This window comes from Flavobacterium sp. (assembly GCF_039930565.1).
GTDB lineage: Bacteria > Bacteroidota > Bacteroidia > Flavobacteriales > Flavobacteriaceae > Flavobacterium.
The window spans coordinates 25,461-50,197 of record NZ_JBDTTP010000008.1 but is presented as its reverse complement, the minus strand read 5'-3'; the positions used below and the strand labels follow the sequence as shown (position 1 = coordinate 50,197).

Annotated in this window: 27 protein-coding genes; 22 read left to right on the top strand and 5 right to left on the bottom strand. The window is 33.2% G+C overall.

Features of this window, described 5'->3' with window-relative positions:
* The first annotated feature begins 337 nt into the window (after window positions 1–337).
* From ABI657_RS03965 to purE, 6 genes are all read left to right on the top strand, one after another.
* Window positions 338–586, top strand: a complete 249-nt coding sequence (locus tag ABI657_RS03965) for a DUF6364 family protein (RefSeq protein ID WP_348095944.1) — start codon at window positions 338–340, stop codon at window positions 584–586.
* The gene (locus ABI657_RS03960) at window positions 583–996 is read left to right on the top strand and encodes a PIN domain-containing protein (RefSeq protein WP_348095943.1); all 414 of its coding nucleotides are present in this window, start codon (window positions 583–585) and stop codon (window positions 994–996) included. The genes ABI657_RS03965 and ABI657_RS03960 overlap by 4 nt, the downstream gene beginning before the upstream one ends.
* A gap of 5 nt (window positions 997–1,001) precedes the next feature.
* Complete coding sequence (locus ABI657_RS03955) at window positions 1,002–2,150, top strand: 5-(carboxyamino)imidazole ribonucleotide synthase (protein WP_348095942.1); 1,149 nt, start codon at window positions 1,002–1,004, stop codon at window positions 2,148–2,150.
* A gap of 88 nt (window positions 2,151–2,238) precedes the next feature.
* Entirely contained in the window at window positions 2,239–3,528 is a 1,290-nt protein-coding gene (locus tag ABI657_RS03950) for an AAA family ATPase (RefSeq protein WP_348095941.1), read from the top strand.
* On the top strand, window positions 3,528–4,115 hold the full coding sequence (locus ABI657_RS03945) for an HNH endonuclease domain-containing protein (protein ID WP_348095940.1): 588 nt from the start codon (window positions 3,528–3,530) through the stop codon (window positions 4,113–4,115). The genes ABI657_RS03950 and ABI657_RS03945 overlap by 1 nt, the downstream gene beginning before the upstream one ends.
* Before the next feature lie 26 nt (window positions 4,116–4,141).
* A complete protein-coding gene (gene purE, locus ABI657_RS03940) occupies window positions 4,142–4,627 on the top strand; it encodes a 5-(carboxyamino)imidazole ribonucleotide mutase (protein WP_089049736.1) in 486 nt (161 codons plus the stop codon).
* 71 nt (window positions 4,628–4,698) lie between these two features.
* On the opposite strand, the gene ABI657_RS03935 is transcribed toward purE, so the two are convergent.
* Window positions 4,699–5,397: a hypothetical protein gene (locus tag ABI657_RS03935; RefSeq protein WP_348095939.1), complete on the bottom strand. Its 699-nt coding sequence runs from the start codon at window positions 5,395–5,397 to the stop codon at window positions 4,699–4,701.
* 193 nt (window positions 5,398–5,590) lie between these two features.
* Between ABI657_RS03935 and ABI657_RS03930 the strand changes: the two genes are divergently transcribed.
* The 10 genes from ABI657_RS03930 (at window position 5,591) to ABI657_RS03885 (ending at window position 13,585) form a co-directional block, all read left to right on the top strand.
* Entirely contained in the window at window positions 5,591–7,618 is a 2,028-nt protein-coding gene (locus ABI657_RS03930) for a M3 family metallopeptidase (RefSeq protein ID WP_348095938.1), read from the top strand.
* Between the two features lie 71 nt (window positions 7,619–7,689).
* Window positions 7,690–8,349 carry an ElyC/SanA/YdcF family protein gene (locus ABI657_RS03925; RefSeq protein WP_348095937.1) on the top strand — a complete coding sequence of 220 codons (660 nt, stop codon included), beginning with the start codon at window positions 7,690–7,692 and terminating at the stop codon, window positions 8,347–8,349.
* Window positions 8,350–8,497: 148 nt separating this feature from the next.
* A complete protein-coding gene (locus ABI657_RS03920; RefSeq protein WP_348095936.1) occupies window positions 8,498–9,001 on the top strand; it encodes a transcriptional regulator in 504 nt (167 codons plus the stop codon).
* A 55-nt stretch (window positions 9,002–9,056) separates the two neighbouring features.
* Window positions 9,057–9,386 (top strand): hypothetical protein, encoded by a 330-nt coding sequence (locus ABI657_RS03915; protein ID WP_348095935.1) that lies wholly within the window; start codon window positions 9,057–9,059, stop codon window positions 9,384–9,386.
* A gap of 2 nt (window positions 9,387–9,388) precedes the next feature.
* Window positions 9,389–10,114, top strand: coding sequence for a DUF2071 domain-containing protein (locus ABI657_RS03910; protein WP_348095934.1), 726 nt, complete (start codon window positions 9,389–9,391; stop codon window positions 10,112–10,114).
* On the top strand, window positions 10,098–10,415 hold the full coding sequence (locus ABI657_RS03905; protein WP_348095933.1) for a hypothetical protein: 318 nt from the start codon (window positions 10,098–10,100) through the stop codon (window positions 10,413–10,415). Before ABI657_RS03910 ends, ABI657_RS03905 begins: the two co-directional genes overlap by 17 nt.
* Before the next feature lie 21 nt (window positions 10,416–10,436).
* The gene (locus ABI657_RS03900) at window positions 10,437–11,258 is read left to right on the top strand and encodes a hypothetical protein (protein ID WP_348095932.1); all 822 of its coding nucleotides are present in this window, start codon (window positions 10,437–10,439) and stop codon (window positions 11,256–11,258) included.
* Between the two features lies 1 nt (window position 11,259).
* Entirely contained in the window at window positions 11,260–12,168 is a 909-nt protein-coding gene (locus ABI657_RS03895) for a TIGR01777 family oxidoreductase (RefSeq protein WP_348095931.1), read from the top strand.
* A 7-nt stretch (window positions 12,169–12,175) separates the two neighbouring features.
* Complete coding sequence (locus ABI657_RS03890) at window positions 12,176–13,123, top strand: hypothetical protein (RefSeq protein WP_348095930.1); 948 nt, start codon at window positions 12,176–12,178, stop codon at window positions 13,121–13,123.
* Window positions 13,124–13,126: 3 nt separating this feature from the next.
* Window positions 13,127–13,585, top strand: a complete 459-nt coding sequence (locus ABI657_RS03885; RefSeq protein WP_348095929.1) for an SRPBCC family protein — start codon at window positions 13,127–13,129, stop codon at window positions 13,583–13,585.
* Between the two features lie 152 nt (window positions 13,586–13,737).
* Here the strand turns inward: ABI657_RS03885 and ABI657_RS03880 are convergent, their stop codons facing one another.
* Window positions 13,738–14,544 (bottom strand): hypothetical protein, encoded by an 807-nt coding sequence (locus ABI657_RS03880; protein WP_348095928.1) that lies wholly within the window; start codon window positions 14,542–14,544, stop codon window positions 13,738–13,740.
* Between the two features lie 219 nt (window positions 14,545–14,763).
* Here ABI657_RS03880 and gcvP point away from each other — a divergent pair, with 219 nt between their 5' ends.
* From gcvP to ABI657_RS03850, 6 genes are all read left to right on the top strand, one after another.
* Window positions 14,764–17,613: an aminomethyl-transferring glycine dehydrogenase gene (gene gcvP, locus ABI657_RS03875; RefSeq protein WP_348095927.1), complete on the top strand. Its 2,850-nt coding sequence runs from the start codon at window positions 14,764–14,766 to the stop codon at window positions 17,611–17,613.
* Window positions 17,614–17,970: 357 nt separating this feature from the next.
* A complete protein-coding gene (locus ABI657_RS03870; RefSeq protein ID WP_348095926.1) occupies window positions 17,971–19,032 on the top strand; it encodes a ketoacyl-ACP synthase III in 1,062 nt (353 codons plus the stop codon).
* A gap of 240 nt (window positions 19,033–19,272) precedes the next feature.
* Window positions 19,273–19,800 carry a methyltransferase gene (locus ABI657_RS03865; RefSeq protein ID WP_348095925.1) on the top strand — a complete coding sequence of 176 codons (528 nt, stop codon included), beginning with the start codon at window positions 19,273–19,275 and terminating at the stop codon, window positions 19,798–19,800.
* A 24-nt stretch (window positions 19,801–19,824) separates the two neighbouring features.
* Window positions 19,825–20,673 carry a glycosyltransferase family A protein gene (locus ABI657_RS03860; protein ID WP_348095924.1) on the top strand — a complete coding sequence of 283 codons (849 nt, stop codon included), beginning with the start codon at window positions 19,825–19,827 and terminating at the stop codon, window positions 20,671–20,673.
* An 80-nt stretch (window positions 20,674–20,753) separates the two neighbouring features.
* Window positions 20,754–21,500 (top strand): ABC transporter permease, encoded by a 747-nt coding sequence (locus ABI657_RS03855; protein ID WP_348095923.1) that lies wholly within the window; start codon window positions 20,754–20,756, stop codon window positions 21,498–21,500.
* The gene (locus ABI657_RS03850; protein WP_348095922.1) at window positions 21,500–22,261 is read left to right on the top strand and encodes an ATP-binding cassette domain-containing protein; all 762 of its coding nucleotides are present in this window, start codon (window positions 21,500–21,502) and stop codon (window positions 22,259–22,261) included. The genes ABI657_RS03855 and ABI657_RS03850 overlap by 1 nt, the downstream gene beginning before the upstream one ends.
* Before the next feature lie 67 nt (window positions 22,262–22,328).
* Here ABI657_RS03850 and ABI657_RS03845 read toward each other — a convergent pair whose 3' ends face one another.
* From ABI657_RS03845 to ABI657_RS03835, 3 genes are all read right to left on the bottom strand, one after another.
* A complete protein-coding gene (locus ABI657_RS03845; RefSeq protein WP_348095921.1) occupies window positions 22,329–22,931 on the bottom strand; it encodes a SprT-like domain-containing protein in 603 nt (200 codons plus the stop codon).
* Window positions 22,932–22,949: 18 nt separating this feature from the next.
* Window positions 22,950–23,627, bottom strand: coding sequence for an SDR family NAD(P)-dependent oxidoreductase (locus ABI657_RS03840; protein WP_348095920.1), 678 nt, complete (start codon window positions 23,625–23,627; stop codon window positions 22,950–22,952).
* A 126-nt stretch (window positions 23,628–23,753) separates the two neighbouring features.
* Window positions 23,754–24,725 (bottom strand): M20/M25/M40 family metallo-hydrolase, encoded by a 972-nt coding sequence (locus tag ABI657_RS03835; protein ID WP_348095919.1) that lies wholly within the window; start codon window positions 24,723–24,725, stop codon window positions 23,754–23,756.
* Window positions 24,726–24,737 lie beyond the last annotated feature (12 nt).

Below are 24,737 nucleotides of genomic sequence, written 5' to 3'. Positions count from 1 at the left end.
TACGACTGGATTCATCCTGAACTCAAAGTAATTCTCGACAAAGATTATAGCGAGCATTCGGCCGCTTATAAAGCAGTTGCGAGGGAAGTTTTGAAGAAAATGAAGTGATTTCTTTTACCACAAATTACACAAATTTTCGCAAATTATAGCCTGGAAATTACATCAAATTTGGATTTTTGTTCCAGTAAATTAATTTGTGCTAATTTGCGAAATTTGCGGTTCATTTCTTTAAAAATTATTAAATAGTGTAACTTTTGTTAAAATAGATAATATGTTTATTTCAATCTAAATTTCTTAAAATAATTATTTTACGTACATTTGTAAAAACTTTACGTATATGAACACTAAACTCACCTTATCTCTGGAAAAAGAAGTTATCGAGCAGGCAAAATCGTATGCAAAAAAAACAGGCAGAAGCTTATCTGAACTGGTAGAAAGTTATTTTAAAAATCTGACTGAAAAGGAACAGATATACGATGACATTCATCCAAAAGTTAAAAAACTGATTGGAATAGTTACTTTGCCAGATGACTTTGATGAAGAAAAAGCAAGAGAAGAACATTATAGAGAAAAATACGGTATATGAAAAACGTATTTATCGACACTAATATTCTAATGGACATTTTCGCAAATCGACAACCTTTCGTGCATAATTCATTAAAGATATACACTTTGGGAGTCGATAAAAAAATCAAACTTTTTTCTACTTCCAATACAGTTATTACGCTTCATTATTTATTAAAAAGGTTAATTGCTGAAGAAAAAATAAGAATGGCTTTGGATGAAATTACACAAAATATAGAAATAATTCCCATTGATGTAAACATTATCAAAAAGAGCTTAAAATCAAACCATAAAGATTTTGAAGATGCTATTCAGATTACAGCGGCCCAATCAATTCACAATATGGATTGTATTGTAACGAGAGATTTGAAAGACTTTAAATTTTCTGAAATCAATGTATTCACACCAGATCAATTTCTAAATACACTATAAAAACAATGAATTATTTTTCTTCTGATTTTAAATTAGGAATATTAGGAGGTGGACAACTAGGTAAAATGCTTTTGTCTGACACCAGAAAATTTGACATACAAACGTATGTTTTAGATCCGAGTGACGAAGCTCCGAGTAAAATTGCCTGCAATAAATTCTTTCAGGGCGACTTAATGGATTATGAAACGGTTTATAATTTTGGAAAGCAAGTCGATGTTCTGACTTTTGAAATTGAACTCGTGAATCTGGAAGCTTTAACGCAATTAGAAAATGAAGGCGTAAAAGTGTATCCTTCTCCAAAAACTTTAAAAGGAATTCAGAATAAAGGAATTCAAAAACAATTTTACGCAGACAATACTATCCCAACCGCACCTTTTGAAAGATTTGAAAATTTAGACAATCTAAAATCTAAAATCCAAAATCTAAAATTGCCTTTCGTGTGGAAATGTGCTGAATTTGGTTATGACGGAAATGGCGTAAAAGTGATACGTCAGATTTCTGACATGGATGATTTGCCCAATGTGGAATGTATTGCAGAAACTATGGTTCCGTTCAAAAATGAGTTAGCGGTTATTGTGTGCAGAAATCCATCAGGCGAAATTAAAACCTATCCGGTTGTCGAAATGGAATTTCACCCCGAAGCCAACCAGGTTGAATATGTAATCTGCCCAGCCAGAATTGACGAAAAAGTGGCCGAAAAAGCCAGAGCAATTGCTTTGAATGTTTCGGAGAAATTCAATCATGTCGGACTCTTGGCAGTTGAGATGTTTCAAACCAATGATGATGAAATCCTGGTAAACGAAGTGGCGCCTCGTCCGCACAATTCGGGTCATTATTCTATTGAAGCCAGTTATACATCACAATTCGAAAATCATTTGCGCGCTATTTTAGATCTTCCGTTAGGAAACACAGACAGCAAAGTTGCCGGAGTTATGGTAAATTTAGTGGGTGCTGAAGGTTTTTCCGGAGATGTAGTGTATGAAAATATCGAAACCATTTTAGGCTGGGATGGTGTTACACCTCATATTTACGGTAAAAAACAGACACGTCCGTTTAGAAAAATGGGGCATGTTACGATTGTAAATCAAGATATGGCGGAGGCGAGACGAATTGCGGAGGAAGTTAAGAATACTATTAGAGTGATTAGTGCTTAGTAAATAGTACCTAGTGATTAGTAATTAGTCCTTAGTCGGATACCAATTTACCTATGATTTTTTAATTAGCTTTGTAAAAATTCAATTCATGAAAATTTCAAAATTACATATCGATCAGTTTAGACATTTAGAAAATCTGGATTTTGATTTTACTTATCCTGAAGATTTCCATATTGAAGAAAAAAGAGGAAAACCTTTAGATAGGATATGTTTTATTGGACAGAGTGCTACTGGGAAGACTAGTTTATTGGAGTTGATTAAGTCGACTATAGATTCTTTTTTTGATTTAAGGATTATAAATGAGATAGAAATAATAGATACAGGAGTATTTTTACCTTATAAAATTGAATTAGATTTTGAAGCCGATTTCTCTATTTATAAGCATAAAGAAAACTCGATTGAAATTGACAATAAAAAATTTAATTTTTACGAAGGAAGATATAATGATGGTATTAAAAAAGATGTCATAAATTATAAAAACAAACTATTCTACTTTACTGCCGAAATCTTATCTAAACAAAACATTAAACTTTTTGAAGAAGAGACTGTTATATTAATAGAACGATACAAGAGTTTAAAAGAAAAAATAAAAGACAATTACTACTATAGATTAACATTTGATGAAAAAGTTGAAGATGCTATTTGGATTGGATTATTGGAAGAGAATATAAATTATTTACAAAAATTCCTGCAATTTGCATCAGAATTAATCAATAGTGGAAAAATGTTAGACAGCTCATCTCAAATAAAAGTTGAGAATTGGAAAAGCAATAACATTAATCCATTAATTGAATTTTCTGAAAAATTTAATTCTATTTTAGAAAAAATAAATTTGGAGGTCGATTTAGTAAATACGGGAAACATTACGCCATTACATCATAAAATATCTGGTGACAACATTCCAATTAAAAATACAAGTACTGGAACAAAACAACTTCTTCTAACCGCTTTATTGCTTTTCAAACTTGATACCAAAGATTCAATAATTGTAATTGACGAACCAGAACGATCCTTATATCCAGACATGCAAATGGATCTAATGGATCATTATCAAAATCTTGCTCCTGAAGCTCAATTTATTGTTGCAACACATTCTCCTTTTATTGCAGCTTCATTTGAACCGGATGAGCGTTTTATTTTATATTTTGATCAAGAAGGAAAAGTTGCAGTTCGAAGAGGAGAATCTCCTATTGGAGACGACCCGAATGATATGCTCAAAAATGACTTTGGACTTGAATTCTTAATGAACAAAAAAGGACTAGCTGCTTTTGAACGATTTAAAAAATTAAAAAAGAGTATTGCTTCTGAAAAAGATGAAATTAAAAAAGACAATTTATTAAAAGAAATTTTAGAATTGGCTAATGATTATAAATTTTAATGAAAAGGCAAATTAAACTTCCTAATTCTTTAGCTAAAAGTATTGAATACATAAAAAACGGAGATAATTCGGTTCTTCGGGAAATACTTTTCAAAGAACAAAAAGGATTTTGCTCCTATACTGAAACATACTTAGGCAGAACCGACCAAAAAGATATTGACCATTTTAATCCATTAAAAGATTATTCAGAAAGGAATAGCTACTTGAATCTCTTTCTTTGTAAATCACAATGGAACAAAGAAAAATCAAATAAATGGAATAAATTCCAACCTGCCTTGTCTCCATTAAATACTGATTTTGAAAAAAGAATATCATATAACAAAGAATTAAAACTTTTTGAAGCAACTGACGAAAATGATAATGAAGCAATGCATTTAGTCAAACTATTAAAATTAGACGATTACGATTTATCTGTTGAAAGAAGAAAGTATATTGAGCTAACAATGGAATTAATAAAGCATTATGAAACTCCCGAAATATATTTTCAGAAAGTAATTCAAGGAAATATATCTGCGCTTAAATTCATAAGAAGTTTAGAAAAAGAATTTGAAGTATCTATTTGGAATATAATTCCTGAAATTGAATAATTAAAAAAGATTTAAAAATAAAGAACATGAGCAAAGTAGCCATCATAATGGGAAGTATCTCAGACATGCCAGTCATGCAGGATGCCATCGACATACTAAAACAATTTAATATCGAAACAGAAGTTGATATCGTTTCGGCACACAGAACGCCAGAGAAACTTTTTGATTTCAGTAAAAATGCACATACCCGAGGCATTTCGGTAATTATTGCAGGAGCTGGTGGCGCTGCACATTTACCTGGAATGGTGGCTTCAATGTCGCCGCTGCCTGTAATTGGGGTTCCTGTAAAATCAAGCAATTCTATTGATGGCTGGGATTCGGTTTTATCGATTCTTCAAATGCCGGGTGGTGTTCCGGTTGCAACTGTAGCTTTAAACGGAGCAAAAAACGCAGGTATTTTAGCGGCGCAAATCATCGGAAGCCATGATAAAAAAGTACTTGATACGATTATTTCATACAAAGAAGAACTAAAAGCTGCGGTTAATAAAGCGGCTGAAGGATTGAAAAAATAAAAAAACACATAAACACAAAGGCTTCACATTACGCGAAGCCTTTGTTGTCTAAAATAGTACTGTTTTGAAATTTACACTTCATCTTCAATTTGCTCCAGAACAGATTCAAATTCATATTCCGTTATATCTTCTTTATTTATCCAATTCTCTGAAGTAACCAGACTATAATTTACATTATCTGCTGTTGTCAATTCCCAAACAATACTTTCCGCTTCCGGAAACGGAATATTTTGAGATATTTGAGTTTCAAATAATCTTTTAATAAGATTTCTGTCAGACAAACCGTTATTCAATAATTTCAAAACGTTTTCTGCAGTCAGTTTTTGTGATTCTCCATCCGTTGGAGTTAAAGAAAAATCGACTATAGACGCTTTTGCGTTTGGAAATTTTCCATTGTAGGCTTTAAAAAGCAGCTGATTTACATGAAACAAAGTTCCCTGCATGTGTATTTCCGGGTATTCCTCACACACTTTATCAATTAACATATTATGCGATATCTGCTCAATTTGGCCATCGTTTAATTCATCGCCCAATTTGTATTTCAAAACTATTGCGGCAGCTTCATTGGGTTCGTAATCCGAAATAGCCATTTCCAATAATTCCGGTAAACTGGATTTTTCCGCTGTTGCTCCATCCGGATAATTGAATTTTTCTAATAACTGAACAAAATCTTCATCAGACCAATATCCATTCACTTCATTCACCGTATCTATATTCTTTATTACAACTTGATAATTCATCATTTTTATTTTTACAATTATGATTGGCATTTTATAATGCTAAATCGCATTTTTTGAATTTACGCATTTAAAGTCGCCTAAAGAAATAAATAACATATCTATAACACATTTTAAGAGAAATTTATAGTGAGAATCAATCTTGTTTAGGTCGCTGGATTTTCATAAATTGCTATCTTTGGAATTCAAAAATATCCACTTCAAATACTAAAATAATCACATCATAATGAACGTTTTACTTTCAAAATTTACTACCAAACATAATACTGCCCCTTTTTCGCAAATTAAAATTGAAGACTATGTTCCCTCTTTTAAGGAAGGAATTGCTTTGGCTAAAGCAGAAATCGATGCCATCGTAAATAATCCGGAAGCACCCACTTTTGAGAACACGGTTGTTGCCATGGATTTTGCCGGAGATACTTTAGATCGTCTTTCGAGTATTTTCTTTAATTTGAATTCGGCAGAAACGAATGACGAAATGCAAAAAATCGCTCAGGAAGTTTCTCCTTTATTATCTGAATTTGGAAATGACATTACTTTAAACGCTGCTCTATTCGCTAAGATAAAAACCGTTTACGACCAAAAAGAAAGTTTGAACCTGACTCCGGAACAAACTACACTTTTAGATAAAAAATATAAAAGTTTCTCCAGAAACGGAGCCAATTTACCAGAAGACAAAAAGGACCAATTAAGAGAAATCGACAAAGAATTATCAAAATTGAGTCTGCAGTTTGGAGAAAATGTTCTGGCAGAAACGAATGCTTTCGAATTGCATTTGACTGATAAAAAAGATTTAGCAGGATTACCGGAAGGAACTATCGAGGCTGCGAGATTATTAGCAAAAGAAAAGGAAAAAGAAGGCTGGATTTTTACTTTAGACCATCCAAGTTATCTTCCGTTTTTGACGTATGCTGACAATCGTGAACTGCGTAAAAAAATGGCGATTGCTTTTGGTGCAAGATCATTTCAAAATAACGAATTCGATAATCAGGAAAATGTGCTGAAAATTGCCAAACTGCGTTTCGAAAGAGCTAATTTATTAGGTTATAAAACGCACGCCCATTTTGTTCTGGAAGAAAGAATGTCGCAAAGCCCGGATAAAGTTTTTACTTTTCTGAATGATTTATTGGAAAAAGCAAAACCTGCAGCCAAAAAAGAGTTTGAAGAACTAAAAGCTTTTGCAAAAAAATTAGACGGAACCGAACAACTGGAAAAATGGGACGGCGCTTATTATTCTGAGAAATTAAAACAACAGCTTTTTAATTTAGATGATGAAAAACTGAAACCGTATTTTCAGTTAGAAAAAGTATTGGAAGGTGCGTTTACAATAGCCAACAAATTATTCGGATTAACGTTTACTGAAGTTTTTGATATCGATAAATACCATGAAGAAGTTATTACTTACGAAGTAACAGATTCTGAGAATAATTTAGTGTCAATTTTCTACGCCGACTTTTTTCCAAGAAAAGGAAAACGAAACGGTGCCTGGATGACTTCATTCAAATCACAATATTTAAAAGACGGCGTTAACGAAAGACCACATATTTCGAACGTTTGTAATTTTACAAAACCAACAGAAACAAAACCATCATTATTGACATTTAATGAAGTAACGACTTTATTCCACGAGTTTGGTCACGGATTACATGGAATGCTGGCAAATACAGTTTATCCGAGTTTATCAGGAACTTCTGTATTTTGGGACTTTGTAGAATTACCAAGTCAGATTATGGAAAACTGGTGTTACGAACCGGAAGCTTTGGCTTTGTTTGCGAATCATTATGAAACGGGAGAAATTATTCCGATTGAATATGTGCAGAAAATTAAGGAAAGTGCGAGTTTCCAGGAAGGAATGGCAACTTTACGCCAGTTGAGTTTTGGATTATTAGATATGGCGTGGCACGGACAGGATCCGACAACCATTACCGATCTTAAAACTTTTGAAACAGAACAATTCGCCAATACACAATTGTATCCAGATGTAAAAGAAAATGCTATGAGCACCGCTTTTTCACATATTTTCCAAGGAGGATATTCTTCAGGATATTACAGTTACAAATGGGCCGAAGTCCTGGATGCAGATGCTTTTGAATATTTTCAGGAGAAAGGGATTTTCAATACGGAAGTCGCTAAGAAATTCAAAGAAAATGTCCTTTCTAAAGGAGGAACTGAACATCCTATGATTTTATACAAACGTTTTAGAGGTCAGGAACCAAAACCGGAAGCTTTATTGAAACGCGCAGGATTGCTATAATAGTAAAACAGTTTTCAGTTTCTGTCACAGTTTTTGCTCTAACTTAAAACTTAACCATAAAAAGTATTCTCTTGAAAAAGTATTTAAAAATATCCCTTTACATTTCTATTTTCGTTTTGGTTGCTATCATAGCAGTAAACCTTCATGTAACATCATCGACCAAAAAGTATGTTCACTATTCTTTGAGAAAATTCCCAAAGAATGATGTCGGAATTATTTTTGGTGCGGGAATTAACGGAGATAAGCCAAGCAAATATTTAAAAGACAGATTGGATGCCGGAATTTTATTGTACAAAGCCATGAGAATTAATAAAATTCTGCTTTCAGGAGACAATGGAAGTAAAGAATATGATGAATTGACTGTGATGAAAAATTATTGTTACCAACATGGCGTTGACACCACCAAAATATTTATTGATTATGCCGGTTTTGATACTTATTCAACATTGTACAGAGCAAAACATATTTTTAAAATCAAAAAAGTAACTTTAATTTCGCAGAAATATCATTTAAACAGGGCGGTTTACATCGGAAGAAATCTTGGTATAAAAACTGCAGGCTATTCGGCTAACAAAGGGGAATACAGCGGTTATCAATATGTAAAATTCAGAGAATATTTTTCTACATTCAAGTCCTTTTGTGATGTTTTGAGAAATCGAGAACCGCACTTTTTAGGTAATCCAATTGATATTAATGGAGAGTCCAATTATTCAAAAGAAGATAAACGATAGAAAAACAGCCGCACTACTTATTCCTGCTGTTTTAAAATAAGTTTCATTTATTTTTGAAAGTTTAAAAACTTTTACTTACATTTGTTGCATGACAATGAGCATTTATGCGATTTGCATTTGAGCGTTTGAAAAACAATAAAATCTACAAATGAAATTCAAAGAAGCAAAAAATAAGTTTGTACAAACCTGGGGAGCGTTAGGTTCTCAATGGGGAATCAATAAAACCATGGCTCAGATTCATGCTTTATTAATGGTTTCGAACGAAGCTGTTTCGATGGAAGAAGTGATGGAAGAATTGCAGATCTCACGTGGAAATGCAAGTATGAACCTAAGAGCTTTGATGGATTGGGGAATTGTTTACAAAGAATACAAAGCCGGGGAAAGAAGGGAATTTTTTACTGCTGAAAAAGATTTAGATGAATTGGCCGTTAAAATTTCAAGAGAAAGAAGCAAAAGAGAAATTAAACCTGCCCTTAAAATCTTAAAAGAAGTTTCGACTATTGAAGCAAAAGATTCTGCAGAAGAAAAACACTTTGTGGAACAGACTTCTAAATTGTATGATTTCGTTTTAAAAGCAGATAATATGTTGGATAAAATGACGGAATTTAATGAAAACTGGTTAGGGCGTTTGGTTCTTAAAATCATGAAATAAAAAAATTTAATCAAAACTTTCATTTTTTTCTGAAAGTTTAAAATAATCAATAAGTATGAAAAGTTTAAACTACCTAAATTACTTTTTTATTGGCTTACCAATATTCTTTTGCTTAATAGCAATAATTAACATTGGATTTTTATCGTATGCAATGCTTTCAACAATTCTCACAGGGATATTTCAAGTTGTTATTGGGTTAAAAATGTTAATCGATGAACCTCATAATAAAAGCCTTCAAATATATGCAGCAAGTGTAGCGCTGTTTTTCATTTCACTTATTGTCATCTGTAAAATGGAGTTATATGATTTTTTAAACTATACATTATTTGGTATTCCTCCTGTAATTGCGATTTACCTCTCAGTAATAATCTATAAAAAACAATAATCATGAGTTTCTTAAACGCACAATGGAAAGACTTAGCATTAATAAATTATGAAATTGATGCTCAAATAGTAGAGAAATATCTTCCTGCAGGAACAGAATTGGATATCTGGAATGGCAAATGCTATGTCAGTTTAGTAGGTTTTCTGTTTAAAGAGACCAAAGTATTGGGAATTAAGATTCCGTTTCATATCGATTTTGAAGAAGTGAACCTTAGATTTTATGTAAAACGTTTTGAAAACGGAGAATGGAAACGGGGTGTTGTTTTTATTAAAGAAATAGTTCCTAAAAAAGCGATCACCTTTATTGCGAACAGTTTGTATAATGAACATTATGAAACTCTCAAAATGAGACATAAAATCATTGAAAAAGAAAATACCAAAATTTTTCACTATCAATGGAAAGTTGACGGTAAATGGAACACTATTAAACTGGAAACCCAAAAAGAATCTAAAGAAATTGAATTAGGTTCTGAAGCTGAATTTATAACGGAACATTATTTTGGCTATACAAAATATAAGGATACTACCACTTTTGAATATGAAGTAAAACACCCAAGATGGCAACAACTGGAAGTTAATAACTTCATGATTAAAGTTGATTTTAAAAGAAATTACGGTAATGATTTTGATGTTTTACAAAATGCAAAGCCTATATCGGTTATTTTGGCTAAAGGATCAAAAATTAAAGTGGAAAACAAAAAAACCATACGTTATGAAAGTGCCTTTTAAAATAATTAAAATCATTAATATAATTGCATTATTATTCCTTTTGGCCGGCGGATATGGATTACCCTTCACAGGAGCATTACAAGTTTTGGCTGCCGTTTTATTTTTGATAACATTTCCAAGAAACAAATTAATCTATATCTATTTCTGCTTAGTTATTCTGTTTTTTTTGATTTGGGATCAACATACTATAGATTGGCTGTTTCTGCTTCCAATATTTTTAGTTTTCTTCCTGACTTACACGATCCGTAATAAAAAAAGAAAACTAAAAACAGAGAATAAAATTACTACAAAAGACTATTAGTCAAAACAAAAATCATTTATTATGAAAACGCTCGAAAACCAAACCTTACTTTATGATGAAGATTGTCCGCTTTGCAATTTGTACACTTCAGGCTTTGTAAAAAGCGGTATGTTAGATAAAAATGGAAGAAAATCATATTGTCAGTTATCAGTAGATGAACAAATTTTTGTGGATTTAAATCGTGCGCCAAACGAAATTGCCTTGATTGATAATAAAAACAAAACGGTTATTTATGGAATTGACAGCTTAATAAAAGTTATAAGTTTTTCATTTCCAATAATTGAAAAAATAGCGATGATTAAACCTATTCATTTTATACTGACAAAACTGTATTCTTTCGTTTCTTACAACCGAAAAGTGATTATTCCCGGAAATGTAAACGAAGAAAACAAATTGCAATGCACGCCTGATTTCAATTATAAATACAGATTTATTTTCATCGGATTTGCATTAACATTGACAAGTTTTGTTTTATCCGGATATTCTAATTTGATTCCGAATTTACCAAAATCAAACATTTCAAGAGAAATCATTTTAGCATTTGGGCAAATTGTCTTTCAAAGTTTATTCCTTTTAAAATTCAATAAAAAAACCATAATCAACTATGCCGGAAATGTAATGACCGTTTCTTTAATGGGATCTTTGATTTTAGTTCCGATTTTAATTCTGAATCAATTCATTAATCTTCCAGTAATTCTGGTTTTGGGATGGTTTGGAATAACCGTTTTCATTATGTTTGCCGAACATCTTAGAAGGGTTAAAGTTTTAAAACTTCCATTTTATTTGTGTTTTACCTGGATTCTTTATCGAATTATTGCTTTACTATTTATTTTAAATTTATAAAATGAAAAAACTCATTATCGCAGCCGGAACAGGATTTTTAGGAAAGGTTCTAATAAATCATTTCAAAGATAAATTTGAAGAAATTGTAATTCTGACAAGGGGAAAATCTCAAACAATTGACAAAATTAAATATGTAAACTGGAATGCCAAAACTTTTTCTGGTTGGGAAAACGAACTCGAAAACGCAACCGTTCTAATTAATCTCGCAGGAAAATCAGTTGATTGCCGTTATACGCATGAAAACAAGAAAGAGATTTTACTATCTCGAATTGAAAGTACCAAAATATTAAACAAAGCCGTTTTAAAGTGCAAAAATCCGCCTAAGCATTGGCTGAATTCATCAACTTCTACTATTTATCGTTTTTCTTTGGATAAACAAATGGATGAAACTGACGGAGAAATAGGAAATGATTTTTCTATGAATGTGGCTCAGTCCTGGGAAAAAGCATTTTTTAAAACTGAAACTCAAAACACTTTAAAAACGGCTTTACGAACCTCTATCGTTTTAGGAAAAAACGGCGGTGCTTTTATTCCGTTGAAGACTTTGGCAAAAATGGGTTTCGGTGGAAAACAGGGAAAAGGAAATCAATTTATCAGTTGGATTCACGAAGAAGATTTTGCGAATGCAGTGGAGTTTATTCTTCAAAGAGAAATAATCGGAGTTATCAATGTTGTTTCTCCTAAACCAATTCATAATAATGAATTCATGTTTTTGTTGAGAAAAGCTGTTGGTGCTCCATTTGGAATTCCGATCAGTGAAAGTTTATTAAAATTTGGCGCTGTATTGATTCAAACACAATCTGAATTAGTTTTGAAAAGTCGAAATGTGATTCCGAAACGACTTATTGAAAACGGATTTAAGTTTAAGTTTGAAACTATTGAGAAGACTTTTAAAAATTTAATAAAATAAGATGACCATGAAATATTTAAAAATTATTTTTATTCCGATTCTATTTGCCCTTTTGCTTCGTATTATTTTTGGAGCCTCTATTTTTGATGATTTTTTATCGGTAATGACCTGGACTTTTTTCATATTGGTTCCTGTTGCTATCGGAGCACTTACGGTATATTATTCAAGTCTTGAAAAAGCGGAATCAATAACCTATAGAATTTTTGCACCTTGGTTACCCATTGTATTAGTTATTTTCTTAACTATATTAATTGGTTTGGAAGGATGGGCTTGCTGGATAATGATTTCTCCATTATTTTTAATCTTTGGGTCTATTGGAGGGGGAATAGCTGGACATTTTAAAGTTAAGAGGTCTAAAAAACAGGAGAATTTAAATTTATCGATACTTGTGCTGCTTCCTTTTATAATTGGTCCAATTGAAAACAGCATTCCAACAAATCCAGAAATTTTTAAAACTTATACTTCAATCGTAATTAATAGTGATGAAACTAAAATATGGAAGAATGTGACCTCGGTAAAAGAGATAAAGAAAAAAGAAGATTCATCAGCCTTAACTAAATGGTTAGGTTTTCCTAAACCAATAAAAGCCGAATTAGACAAATTGGAAGTTGGAGGTTATCGAAAAGCAATCTTTGAAAAAGGTCTTATTTTTAACGAAACTGTAACCGAATATGAGGATTTAAAATTAATGAAATTTGAAATTAAAGCAAATACATTTGACATTCCATCGACAACTTTAGACGAACATATTCTTATCGGTGGAGAATATTTTGACATGCTAAATGGTACTTATGAATTAAAGAAAATTTCGAACAAACAATACGAGCTGATTCTGTATAGTAATTTCTCAATGAAAACTACATTTAATTCCTACGCAGGTATTTGGGGAAAATGGATTATGAAGGATATTCAAAACAATATTTTAAAAGTAATCAAGCAAAGAAGTGAAAACTAAATCATGACAACAATACATCTAATCACCAAAATAAACGCATCAAAAAAAATCGTGTTCGATGCTTCAAGAAACATAGACATTCATCAGCAATCTGCAAGTCCTACAAATGAAAAAGCTATAACAGGAATAACATCCGGATTAATCAATTTAAATGAAACGGTAACCTGGCGAGGCAAACATTTCGGGTTTTATCTCACGCATAAAAGCAGAATTACCGCTATGAATTTTTATGATTATTTTGTGGATGAAATGGAACGCGGCAAATTCAAATCTTTCAGACACGAACATTTTTTTGAAGAAGTAAATGGCTTTACAATTATGAAAGATAAATTGCAATATGAAACGCCTTTTAGGATTTTTGGCGAACTATTTGACGTTTTATTTCTCAAAAAACACCTGACACGGTTTCTTTTGGAAAGAAATAAGACCTTAAAAGAGGTTTCTGAAAATAGTATAGCTTAAATTTAAGTAAAATAATTTCTTTTAAAACTAATTATCTTGTTTTACGATTTGCGTGAGGGATAGAAGCGGATAGCCCGCAGCCTGACGGAGGAAGAGCGAGGACTTGCAGCGCATAGCCCGGCCCTTGGGACACGCCCAAAAATAATTTTACTTTACAGTAATACCATCATCAGCCACCAAAGAATTGGCACACTTTCGACCCAGAAAGAAGTATAATATTTAGAACGGCTTGGATTGGCAAAAAATATAAATAACATCAACATGACTACCATAATAAGATTAATGATGAGTTCATGAAAACTAAAAGTCCATATTCCAACAATCCAAAACGGAACCAAAAGTGAAAACCCTAAAATTTTAGTGCGCTTTACGCCGATGGTTTGTGGAACAGTTTTTAAATGCGGATCATCATTGGCCAAATCCAAAATCTCAAAAACCAAAATCAGGACAAAAACCAATATAAAGCGCTGAATGCATTTTATAAAAAAGTTAGCCGTAAAGGGAATTTCAGCGTTTATATAAGGCAAAACAAGAGTAGCGCCAACCCAGCAAAGTGCCACAATGTAAATTTTCACACCTGCCCAATTTCGGGCATTTTTTCTATTTGGAAAAAAGGGCAACGTATAAAGAGCCGTTATCGCAAATATTCCAAAAGAGGCTATTTGAGTAATCCGTTTTAATTGAAAAAAACAATAACCGACTAAAATCACCGAAATAAAACTTAAAACAGCAATAATTTTTAACTGACTGCTTATTGGATTTTTTTTCACCCTAACCAAGGCATCATATTTAACAAAATTATACCCTACAATTGTTCCAAAAAAAACAAACAACGCCATGGGCTGATCATACTGAATATAAAATACATGAAACGTAATTTGTACCAAAGCATAACACGATAAAGCCACGTGAATACTACTATTTAAGTAAAAATTGAAGATCTGTTTCAATAGTTTCATCTCTTAAATCTAATCAATTGTTAATAAATCAACTTGTTAGTTGAAAAATTCATAAAAATTGAAGTTAAAAATACCCATTAAATTATTAATAATACTTAATTTTGCGCCACAAAAAACAACACATTTACTGTAAAATGTAATAAACATATATAAAACTTCATTGAACCGAAGAATATATACTGAAAATTACATTTCTTTTTAAAAAATAGATAGCTACAAATGAAAACAGATGCTTTTGCTTTAAGACACATTGGCCCAAGAGAAACAGATCTTCAACACATGTTAAAGACTATTGGAGTGGAATCGATTGAACAACTTGTTTATGAAACCCTTCCGGATGATATTCGTTTAAAAGCACTTTTAAACTTAGATCCGGCTATGACAGAATATGAGTTTGCAAACCATATTCAACAATTAGGTAATAAGAATAAAATCTTTAAAACGTACATTGGTTTAGGTTACAACGCGGCGATTGTTCCTGCTGTAATTCAGCGTAATGTCTTTGAAAACCCGGGATGGTATACGGCTTACACGCCTTATCAGGCTGAAATTGCACAAGGCCGTCTTGAAGCGATTTTGAATTTCCAGACAACCATTATCGAATTGACCGGAATGGAAATTGCTAATGCTTCTTTATTAGATGAAGGAACTGCTGCTGCTGAAGCTATGGCATTATTGCTGGACGTTCGTTCTCGTGATCAGAAGAAAAACAACGTAAATAAATTTTTCGTTTCTGAAGAAATTCTTCCTCAGACACTTTCAGTTTTGCAAACTCGTGCAACGCCAATTGGCGTTGAATTAGTAATTGGAAACCATGAAACTTTTGATTTTTCTACTGAATTCTTCGGAGCTATTTTACAATACCCTGGGAAATATGGACAAGTTTACGATTATACTGCTTTTATTGAAAAAGCGGCGGCAAACGAAATTAAAGTAGCGGTTGCTGCTGATATTTTAAGTTTGGCAAAATTAATACCTCCCGGAGAAATGGGAGCTGCAGTTGTTGTTGGAACAACTCAGCGTTTTGGAATTCCGTTAGGTTACGGTGGACCTCACGCTGCTTATTTCGCAACAAAAGATGAATACAAACGAAGCATGCCGGGACGTATTATTGGTGTAACTGTTGACACCAACGGAAACCGAGCTTTGCGTATGGCGCTCCAAACTCGTGAACAACACATCAAACGTGATAAAGCAACTTCAAACATTTGTACAGCACAGGTTTTATTATCTGTAATGGCAGGAATGTATGCGGTTTACCACGGTCCAAAAGGTTTACAATATATTGCTGACAAAGTACATGCTGCGGCTGCAACTTTAGCAAACGAATTGAAAAAATTAGGTGTTGAGCAAATTAACTCAGCTTTCTTTGACACTATTTTAGTGAAAGCTGATGCTAAAAAAGTAAAAGCGGTTGCTGAAGCAAACGAAGTAAACTTTTACTATGTTGATGAAAACACCATCTCAATTTCATTAAACGAAACTACAAGTGTTTCTGATGTAAATGATATTATAAACATTTTTGCTGCTGCGCTTTCTGGAAATGCTACAACTGTTTCTGAATTAACAGAAACAAATCATTTTCCGGATTCATTAAACAGAACTTCTGTTTTCTTAATACATGATGTTTTCAATAAATATCATTCGGAAACTGCTTTAATGCGTTACATCAAAATGTTGGAGCGTAAAGATTTGGCTTTGAACCACTCGATGATTTCGTTAGGTTCTTGTACAATGAAACTGAATGCTGCTGCAGAAATGTTGCCGTTAAGCAACCCTAACTGGAACAACATTCACCCTTTTGCTCCACTTGAGCAAGCGCAGGGATATCAGGAAATGTTGAAGAAATTAGAGGAGCAGTTAAACGTAATTACCGGTTTTGCAGGAACTACTTTACAGCCAAATTCTGGCGCACAAGGAGAATACGCAGGACTAATGGTAATTCGTGCTTATCACCAATCCCGTGGGGATGATCACAGAAACATTGCTTTGATTCCTTCATCAGCTCACGGTACAAATCCTGCTTCTGCAGCAATGGCCGGAATGAAAGTGGTGGTTACTAAAACATTAGAAAACGGAAATATCGACGTTGATGATTTACGAGAAAAAGCAATTCTTCACAGAGATAATTTATCTTGTTTAATGGTAACGTATCCATCAACTCACGGAGTTTTTGAAAGTGCAATTCAGGAAATTACAAAATTGATCCACGATAATGGTGGACAAGTTTACATGGACGGTGCAAACATGAACGCTCAGGTTGGATTAACAAATCCAGCTACCATTGGAGCTGATGTTTGTCACTTAAATTTACACAAAACATTCGCAATCCCTCACGGCGGCGGAGGTCCGGGTGTTGGTCCTATTTGTGTAGCACCTCAATTGGTTCCTTTTTTACCAGGAAATCCGGTAATTACAACAGGAGGAGAAACGGCTATTACGGCTATTTCTGCAGCTCCATGGGGTTCTGCTTTAGTCTGTCTGATTTCTTACGGGTACATTTGTATGTTGGGTGCTGAAGGATTGAAAAGTGCTACCGAACATGCAATCTTGAATGCCAACTATATCAAAGAAAAATTAAGCGGACATTACGAGACTTTATATTCCGGAGAAATGGGCCGTGCAGCCCACGAAATGATCTTGGAATGCCGTCCTTTTAAACAAAAAGGAATCGAAGTTACCGATATTGCAAAACGTTTAATGGATTACGGTTTCCACGCACCAACAGTTTCTTTCCCGGTTGCCGGAACTTTAATGATCGAGCCAACTGAAAGTGAAAACCTTGAAGAATTAGATCGTTTTTGTGATGCTATGATTTCAATCAGAAAAGAAATTGAAGCTGCAACTATCGAAGACAATAATAACGTATTGAAAAATTCTCCTCACACTTTAGCGATGCTAACAACTGAAGAGTGGAATTTCCCATATACAAGAGAACAAGCTGCTTTCCCTTTAGACTATATTGCCGAAAACAAATTCTGGCCTTCTGTTCGCAGAGCTGATGATGCATTTGGTGATAGAAACTTAATTTGCAGCTGTGCTCCTATTGAAGCTTATATGGAAAACTAAGAATTGTTCGAATTCAAGATTCCTTAAATTTGACCAAATAAATTTATTTTCAAAAATACCTTTTAAGAGGCTGTCCGAAAAGTAAGGACAGCCTTTTTTATTAGTTGTTATAAAGTAGTACATTTAGAAAACATAAAAACCGAAAAAATATATCATTCTTTTGGAAAATAAAATTAATACATGTCTTAATTCAAACGTTTGAAATCTCGGAAAAAGTTAAAATTCATTAAAAAATAAACAATATATTCCATAAAAAATTGTTATTTCATAATTATATGCATGCATAGTATTTTTTATGACAGTTATCATAAAATTATTTATAATTTAGCCATAAATTTATCGGATAATTAAGGAATAATGAAAATCAAAATAATAGGTATAGGAAGTTATATTCCTAATAAAGAAGTTAGCAATACAGACTTTGATAAACATGTTTTTTTAAATGATGACGGAACTCCTTTTGGATACCCTAACGAAGTTGTAATAAAAAAATTTAAAGGTATTACCGGAATAGAAAACCGACGTTATGCCGAAGACCATCACACTACTTCTGACTTAGCTTTTTTTGCTGCTGAAAAGGCAATTGCAAACGCAAATATTGACAAAGAAACTTTAGATTATATCATATTTGCACATAATTTTGGCGATGTAAAATCAGGAACCCATCAGTCTGATATGATTCCGAGTTTAGCGACACGCGTCAAACATAAACTGGACATCAAAAATCCAAAATGTGTAGCGTATGACATCCTTTTTGGGTGTCCGGGCTGGATTGAAGGTGTTTTGCAAGCGAACGCTTTCATAAAATCCGGAATGGCAAAAAGAGTTCTGGTAATTGGAGCTGAAACTTTATCAAGAGTAGTTGATGATCATGATCGTGATTCGATGATTTACTCAGATGGTGCCGGCGCTTCAGTTTTAGAAGCTTCAGATGATGATGAAACTGGTTTACTATCTTACGAAAGTGCTACATATGCCAATGATGAAGCTAATTTTTTATACTTCGGCAAATCATATAATCCCGATTTGAATCCGGATATCAAATACATCAAAATGTATGGCCGCAAAATTTACGAATTTGCCTTAAGCCAGGTTCCTTGCGCAATGAAAACCTGTTTAGATAAAAGCGGAATTGCAATCGATCAGGTAAAAAAGATTTTGATTCATCAGGCTAACGAAAAAATGGACGAAGCAATTATTGCCCGTTTTTATAAACTATACGATAAAACAGCTCCCGAAAACATTATGCCAATGAGCATTCATGATTTAGGAAACAGCAGCGTTGCAACCGTACCAACCCTTTATGATTTATTAATTCAGGGAAAATTGGAAAATCACGAAATAAACAAAGGAGATGTAGTTATTTTTGCTTCTGTCGGAGCAGGAATGAACGTTAACGCATTTGTATACAGATATTAAATTATTAAGTAGCTATTCCAGCTGTACATTACAAGTCCACACTTATAAAATGTGTTTTTTCACGTCTTAAAAAAGCTTCTTTTAGTCGCTTCTTTAATCCTGCAAAAACTACACTCTATAAGTCGTGGGCTTTTCATTTCCATCTGGGCTAAAAAACACCAAAAAACAAAAGATATCTTTGTACATTTGCAACCTAATTAAATTTAAGAACGAAAGATTGATTCGTTCCTCGCAATGATTATGTACGAAAAAACGTTTCCCAATAAAAGATTCAAACTTACTTTAGAGTTTCTGCAAAAACACATCACTACATCTGAAACAATCCTTGATTTAGGAGTTGAAAATCCCTTTTCTAAAATCATGAAAGAAGCGGGTTTTCCAGTAAATAATACCACTGGCGAAGATTTGGATTTGGATCAGAATTTTTTAAAAAATGACAAACAAAATGTGGTGACCGCTTTCGAGATCTTCGAACATTTACTGAATCCTTTTACAATCTTAAACGAAATCCAATCAGACAAACTCTTTATTTCGATTCCGATGCGTTTGTGGTTTTCTCCGGCTTATCGTTCCAAAACAGACATGTGGGACAGACATTACCATGAATTTGAAGACTGGCAATTAGACTGGCTTCTGGAAAAAACAGGCTGGAAAATCATCGACAGACAAAAATGGACAAATCCGGTAAAGAAATTTGGATTACGTCCTTTTTTACGCAGTTTTACCAATAGATATTATATTGTTTACGCAGAAAAAATTCATAATTAATAATTTACAGCTCGCAATTATTTTATGAAATATTATATTGTAATTCCCGCCCACAACGAAGAGAGTCTTATTGGTTTAACTTTAGATTCATTAGTTTTACAAACTGTTTTGCCATCAAAAGTTGTTGTTGTAAACGATAATTCAACAGATAAAACCGAAGAAGTTGTTTTGGGTTTTGCTAAACAAAATCCATATATTTCTGTAGTAAACAAAACTTCAGATGCGATTCATATGCCCGGAAGCAAAGTCATTCAGGCTTTTCAAAAAGGTTTTGAAACCCTGGATGCTGATTATGATATTATTGTCAAAATAGATGGCGATTTGATTTTCCCTCCTAATTATTTTGAAACCATAATCAGACATTTTGAATCAGACCCTAAAATCGGAATGGCAGGTGGATTTTGTTACATAGAAAAAAATGGCGACTGGGTTTTAGAAAACCTAACCGATAAAGATCATATTCGTGGGGCATTGAAAGCTTATCGTTCTGCAGCTTTTAATCAAATTGGAGGGTTAAAACCCGCAATGGGATGGGATACAGTAGACGAATTGCTTTGTAAATATTACGGTTGGAAAATAGTTACAGATTCATCACTGCATGTAAAGCACCTCAAACCAACAGGCGCTAATTATAATAAAACCGCACGTTACAAACAAGGCGAAGCCTTTTACACATTAGGTTATGGCTTTTGGATTACTGCAATTGCCTCTGCTAAACTGGCGATGCTAAAGAAAAAACCTTTGCTGTTTTTTGATTATATAAATGGTTTTTTGAAAGCCAAAAATGCCAAAACCCCTTTGTTGGTTACTCCGGAACAAGCTAAATTTATCAGGAATTATCGGTTTCAAAAGATGAAAGAAAAGTTAATTTGATTGAGAAATCGACCGAAATACAACAACTCATAACCCAAAACTCATAACTTCTTTTTACCTTAGCCAATATTTCAAAAACTATGATGCTAATTCGTTATTTATCTCAATTAGGAAGATATTTTTTAATGCTGAAAGAAATTTTCAACAAACAGACCAAATGGCCTGTGATGAAAAAATTAATTTTCAAAGAAATAGACGATTTAATTATTGACTCTCTTGGCATCGTTTGCTTTATCTCCTTTTTTATAGGAGGGGTTGTAGCAATCCAGACTGCCCTAAATTTAACGAATCCGTTAATACCAAAATACTTAATTGGTTTTGCCACACGTCAATCCGTAATTCTGGAGTTTGCCCCCACTTTTATATCCGTTATTATGGCCGGAAAAATGGGTTCTTACATCACTTCGAGTATCGGGACAATGCGGGTTACAGAACAAATTGATGCTTTAGAAGTTATGGGTGTTAATTCATTAAATTATCTCGTTTTTCCAAAAATAGCAGCCCTCATGCTTTATCCTTTCGTCATTGGAATTAGTATGTTCCTGGGTGTTTTTGGCGGTTGGCTTGCTTGCGCATATGGTGGATTTTCAACTAGTGAGGACTTTATTCAGGGGGCTCAAATGGAATTTATTCCTTTTCATATCGCGTATGCTTTTATCAAAACTTTAATTTTTGCTATGTTATTAGCAACAATACCTTCTTTTCATGGCTATTATATGAAAGGTGGTGCCCTTGAGGTTGGTAAAGCAAGTACAGTATCATTTGTATGGACATCGGTTTGTATCATTCTTTTTAATTATATACTAACTCAATTATTATTAGGATAATGATAGAAGTAAAAAACATAGAAAAATCATTTGGTGACAGTAAGGTTTTAAAAGGTGTTTCGACAGTTTTTGAATCCGGAAAAACCAACCTGATCATTGGACAAAGTGGATCCGGGAAAACCGTTTTATTAAAAACGCTATTAGGAATTCATGCGCCGGATTCAGGAACTATCGAGTTTGACGGACGCATTTATTCTGAATTAAACCCAGATGAAAAGAGGGAATTAAGAACTGAAATCGGAATGGTTTTTCAGGGAAGTGCCTTATTCGACTCGATGACGGTTGCTGAAAATGTAGCGTTTCCCCTAAGGATGTTTACCCATGATAACAAAGCCAAAATCAAAGAACGTGTTGACTTTGTTCTGGAAAGAGTAAACTTGATTGATGCACACCAAAAACTTCCTTCTGAAATTTCGGGAGGTATGCAAAAGCGTGTGGCGATTGCGCGTGCGATTGTAAACAATCCCAAATATTTATTTTGTGATGAGCCCAATTCAGGTCTTGACCCGAATACCTCAACACTGATTGACAACCTTATTAAGGAGATTACTGAAGAATACAATATCACGACCGTAATTAATACGCACGATATGAATTCGGTAATGGAAATTGGTGAAAACATAGTTTTCCTGAAAAAAGGTTTAAAAGCCTGGCAGGGAACAAAAGAAGAAATCTTCAGAACTGATAATAAAGATATTGTGAAGTTTGTTTATTCTTCGAATCTGTTTAAAAAAGTGAGAGAAGCGTATTTGAAAGGATAAAACCTTTTTAAATTCCAAAAATATAAATTCCAAATTCCAACTTTTACAGTTGGAATTTGGAATTTTTTTAATTAGATTTTATCAATTCTACCTCTGCATTGGGATTAAAAAGATACAATTTCCCAGAACTTATTTCAAGACATTCAAAACGTTTTGTTCTAACAGCAATTTTCTTGAATATTTTTCCGTTTTTGATTCTAAAAACACTTCCATACGGGATTTCAAAAACATAATTTTTATCATTTTCCTTATCATATTGCTTTAGTGCCAGGGACAAAGTTGTATCAGTATCGCTGCTTGCCGTCGGGTTTTTAAAATGCCTGGCTAATAATGGCAAGATCAGACTTGGGAAAATTTCAGGCCGAATAAAGGGAACCATAAGTCTCTGAAATGTATATTTCCATTCATTTCCATGTGGCTTAATATTTCGTCCAAACTTTTCGAACGCTACCAAATGCGCAATCTCATGAATCAGTGTAATCAAAAAACGATATTTGTTCAGACTTGAATTAACCGTAATTTCATGTTTTCCGGTATGAGCACGTCTGTAATCCCCATGACGTGTTTGGCGCTCATTAACGATTTTAAGATGCACCTGATTGGCAACAATCAATTCAAAAACAGGCTTTACAGCATGTTCGGGTATATATCTTGCTAGTGTTTCGTTCAAAATTAAAAATATGAATTATTAAGGATTTGTGGATGAAACTTCCAACACCTTTCCATTAAAGTATTTATTTCCATTAAGAGTGAAATCATAAATATAAGTTGCCATTCCTTCGGCAGAAATTGGGGCCTGATATCCCGGGAAAGCTTCATTCAACATTTCTGTCTGAACTGATCCTAAAGCCAAAGCATTAAACGAAATTCCTTTTTCCTTATATTCTTCTGCTAATAATTCGGTTAACGTAATTACTGCCCCTTTACTTGAACTATAAGCTGCAAGTCCTGCAAACTTCAAACTTCCTCTCACCCCTCCAATCGAACTTATTGTCACAACATGGCTTCCTTTTTGAAGATATGGTAAACATATTCTGGTAAGATTGGCAACTGCAAAAACATTCACTTTATAAATACTTTCAAAATCGGCCTGAGTAGTCTCTGCAAAAGGTTTTAACAACAAAGCACCTGCATTATGCACAACGGCATCCACTTTTTTCCACGTTGAAGAAAGAAAATTATCTACTTCGCTCAAAGCTGTTTCATCAGACAAATCAATTGACAAACAAGTAACATTTTGATGTTCTATAAGTGTCTGCGGTATTTTTCTGGAAATAGCCAAAACCTGATGTCCTGCATTAGCAAATTGCAAAGCCAGTTCATAACCAATTCCTCTGCTTGTACCTGTAACAATAATATTTTTCATACGAAGATCCTATTTGCTTTTTAATGGAATATGCTATCGCCATTCTTTCATTCCTGTCTATAATTTGGAATCATGGCAATTTCATAAAGCAAAAATAAGCAAAACAAGTAAAAACGAACTGTTTTTTTATTTCATCGTAATTTCCTCAGTTGGAGAACTCGCAATTTGAGTCACAGCCGGTAGAAATTCCTGTATAAAAGAAGTCATATGAGGAATATCCATTAACTTAAATTCATCTGACACGTGATGATAGAATTCAAAATTTTCAAAATCAAAAGTGCTTATTGACTGGCATGGTTTTTTGAATGCTTCATAAAAGGAATAATTATCTGATCTGTAAAACAATTGATATTCGGCTTCCTTTGGCAAAAATCCAATAGTATTTTTACCTGTATATTGATTTATTTTTTCAGCCATATTCGATTTATCAAAACCTGTTATGTAAGCTAAATAATCGCGTTTCATTGGCACACCAATCATTTCAATATTTAATTGGGCATATAAATTAAAATCTTTCTTTTTCAGTTTTTGAACCAGACTTTTAGAACCTAACAACCCTTTTTCTTCTCCTGCAAAAAACACAAAAAGGATACTTCTTTTATTTGATTGGGTTTTGCTGAAATATTTTGCCATTTGTGCAACTGCCGTTACACCAGAAGCATCATCATTTGCACCATTATTAATTCGGTCATCATTCTTATTTTTCTCTACACCAATATGATCATAATGTGCACTTAAAACCACAAATTCTTTTTTTAGAACCGGATCAGTTCCTTCTAAAACTCCAACAATATTATAGGCTGGGGATTTAAAATTGGTAAGTGTGTCACGATAGGTTTTGAAGTAAGGCTTTATATTGTTCTTATTTAAAAAATCTTCCAGAAAAACCGCTGCTTTTTCAATTCCCTTTGTTCCGGTTTCTCTTCCTTCCAGTTCATCAGAAGAAAGAAATTTTAAAAATTCGGAAACCTCAGTTTCATCTACTTTATAAACAACTTCAACAGGTTTTGATCCTGATTTAGATTTTTCATTTACCGTTGATATAGCAGATTTGCAACTTAAAAGAACGAATGGAAGAAGAAAATATAGTTTTTTCATTTACTGAAGCTT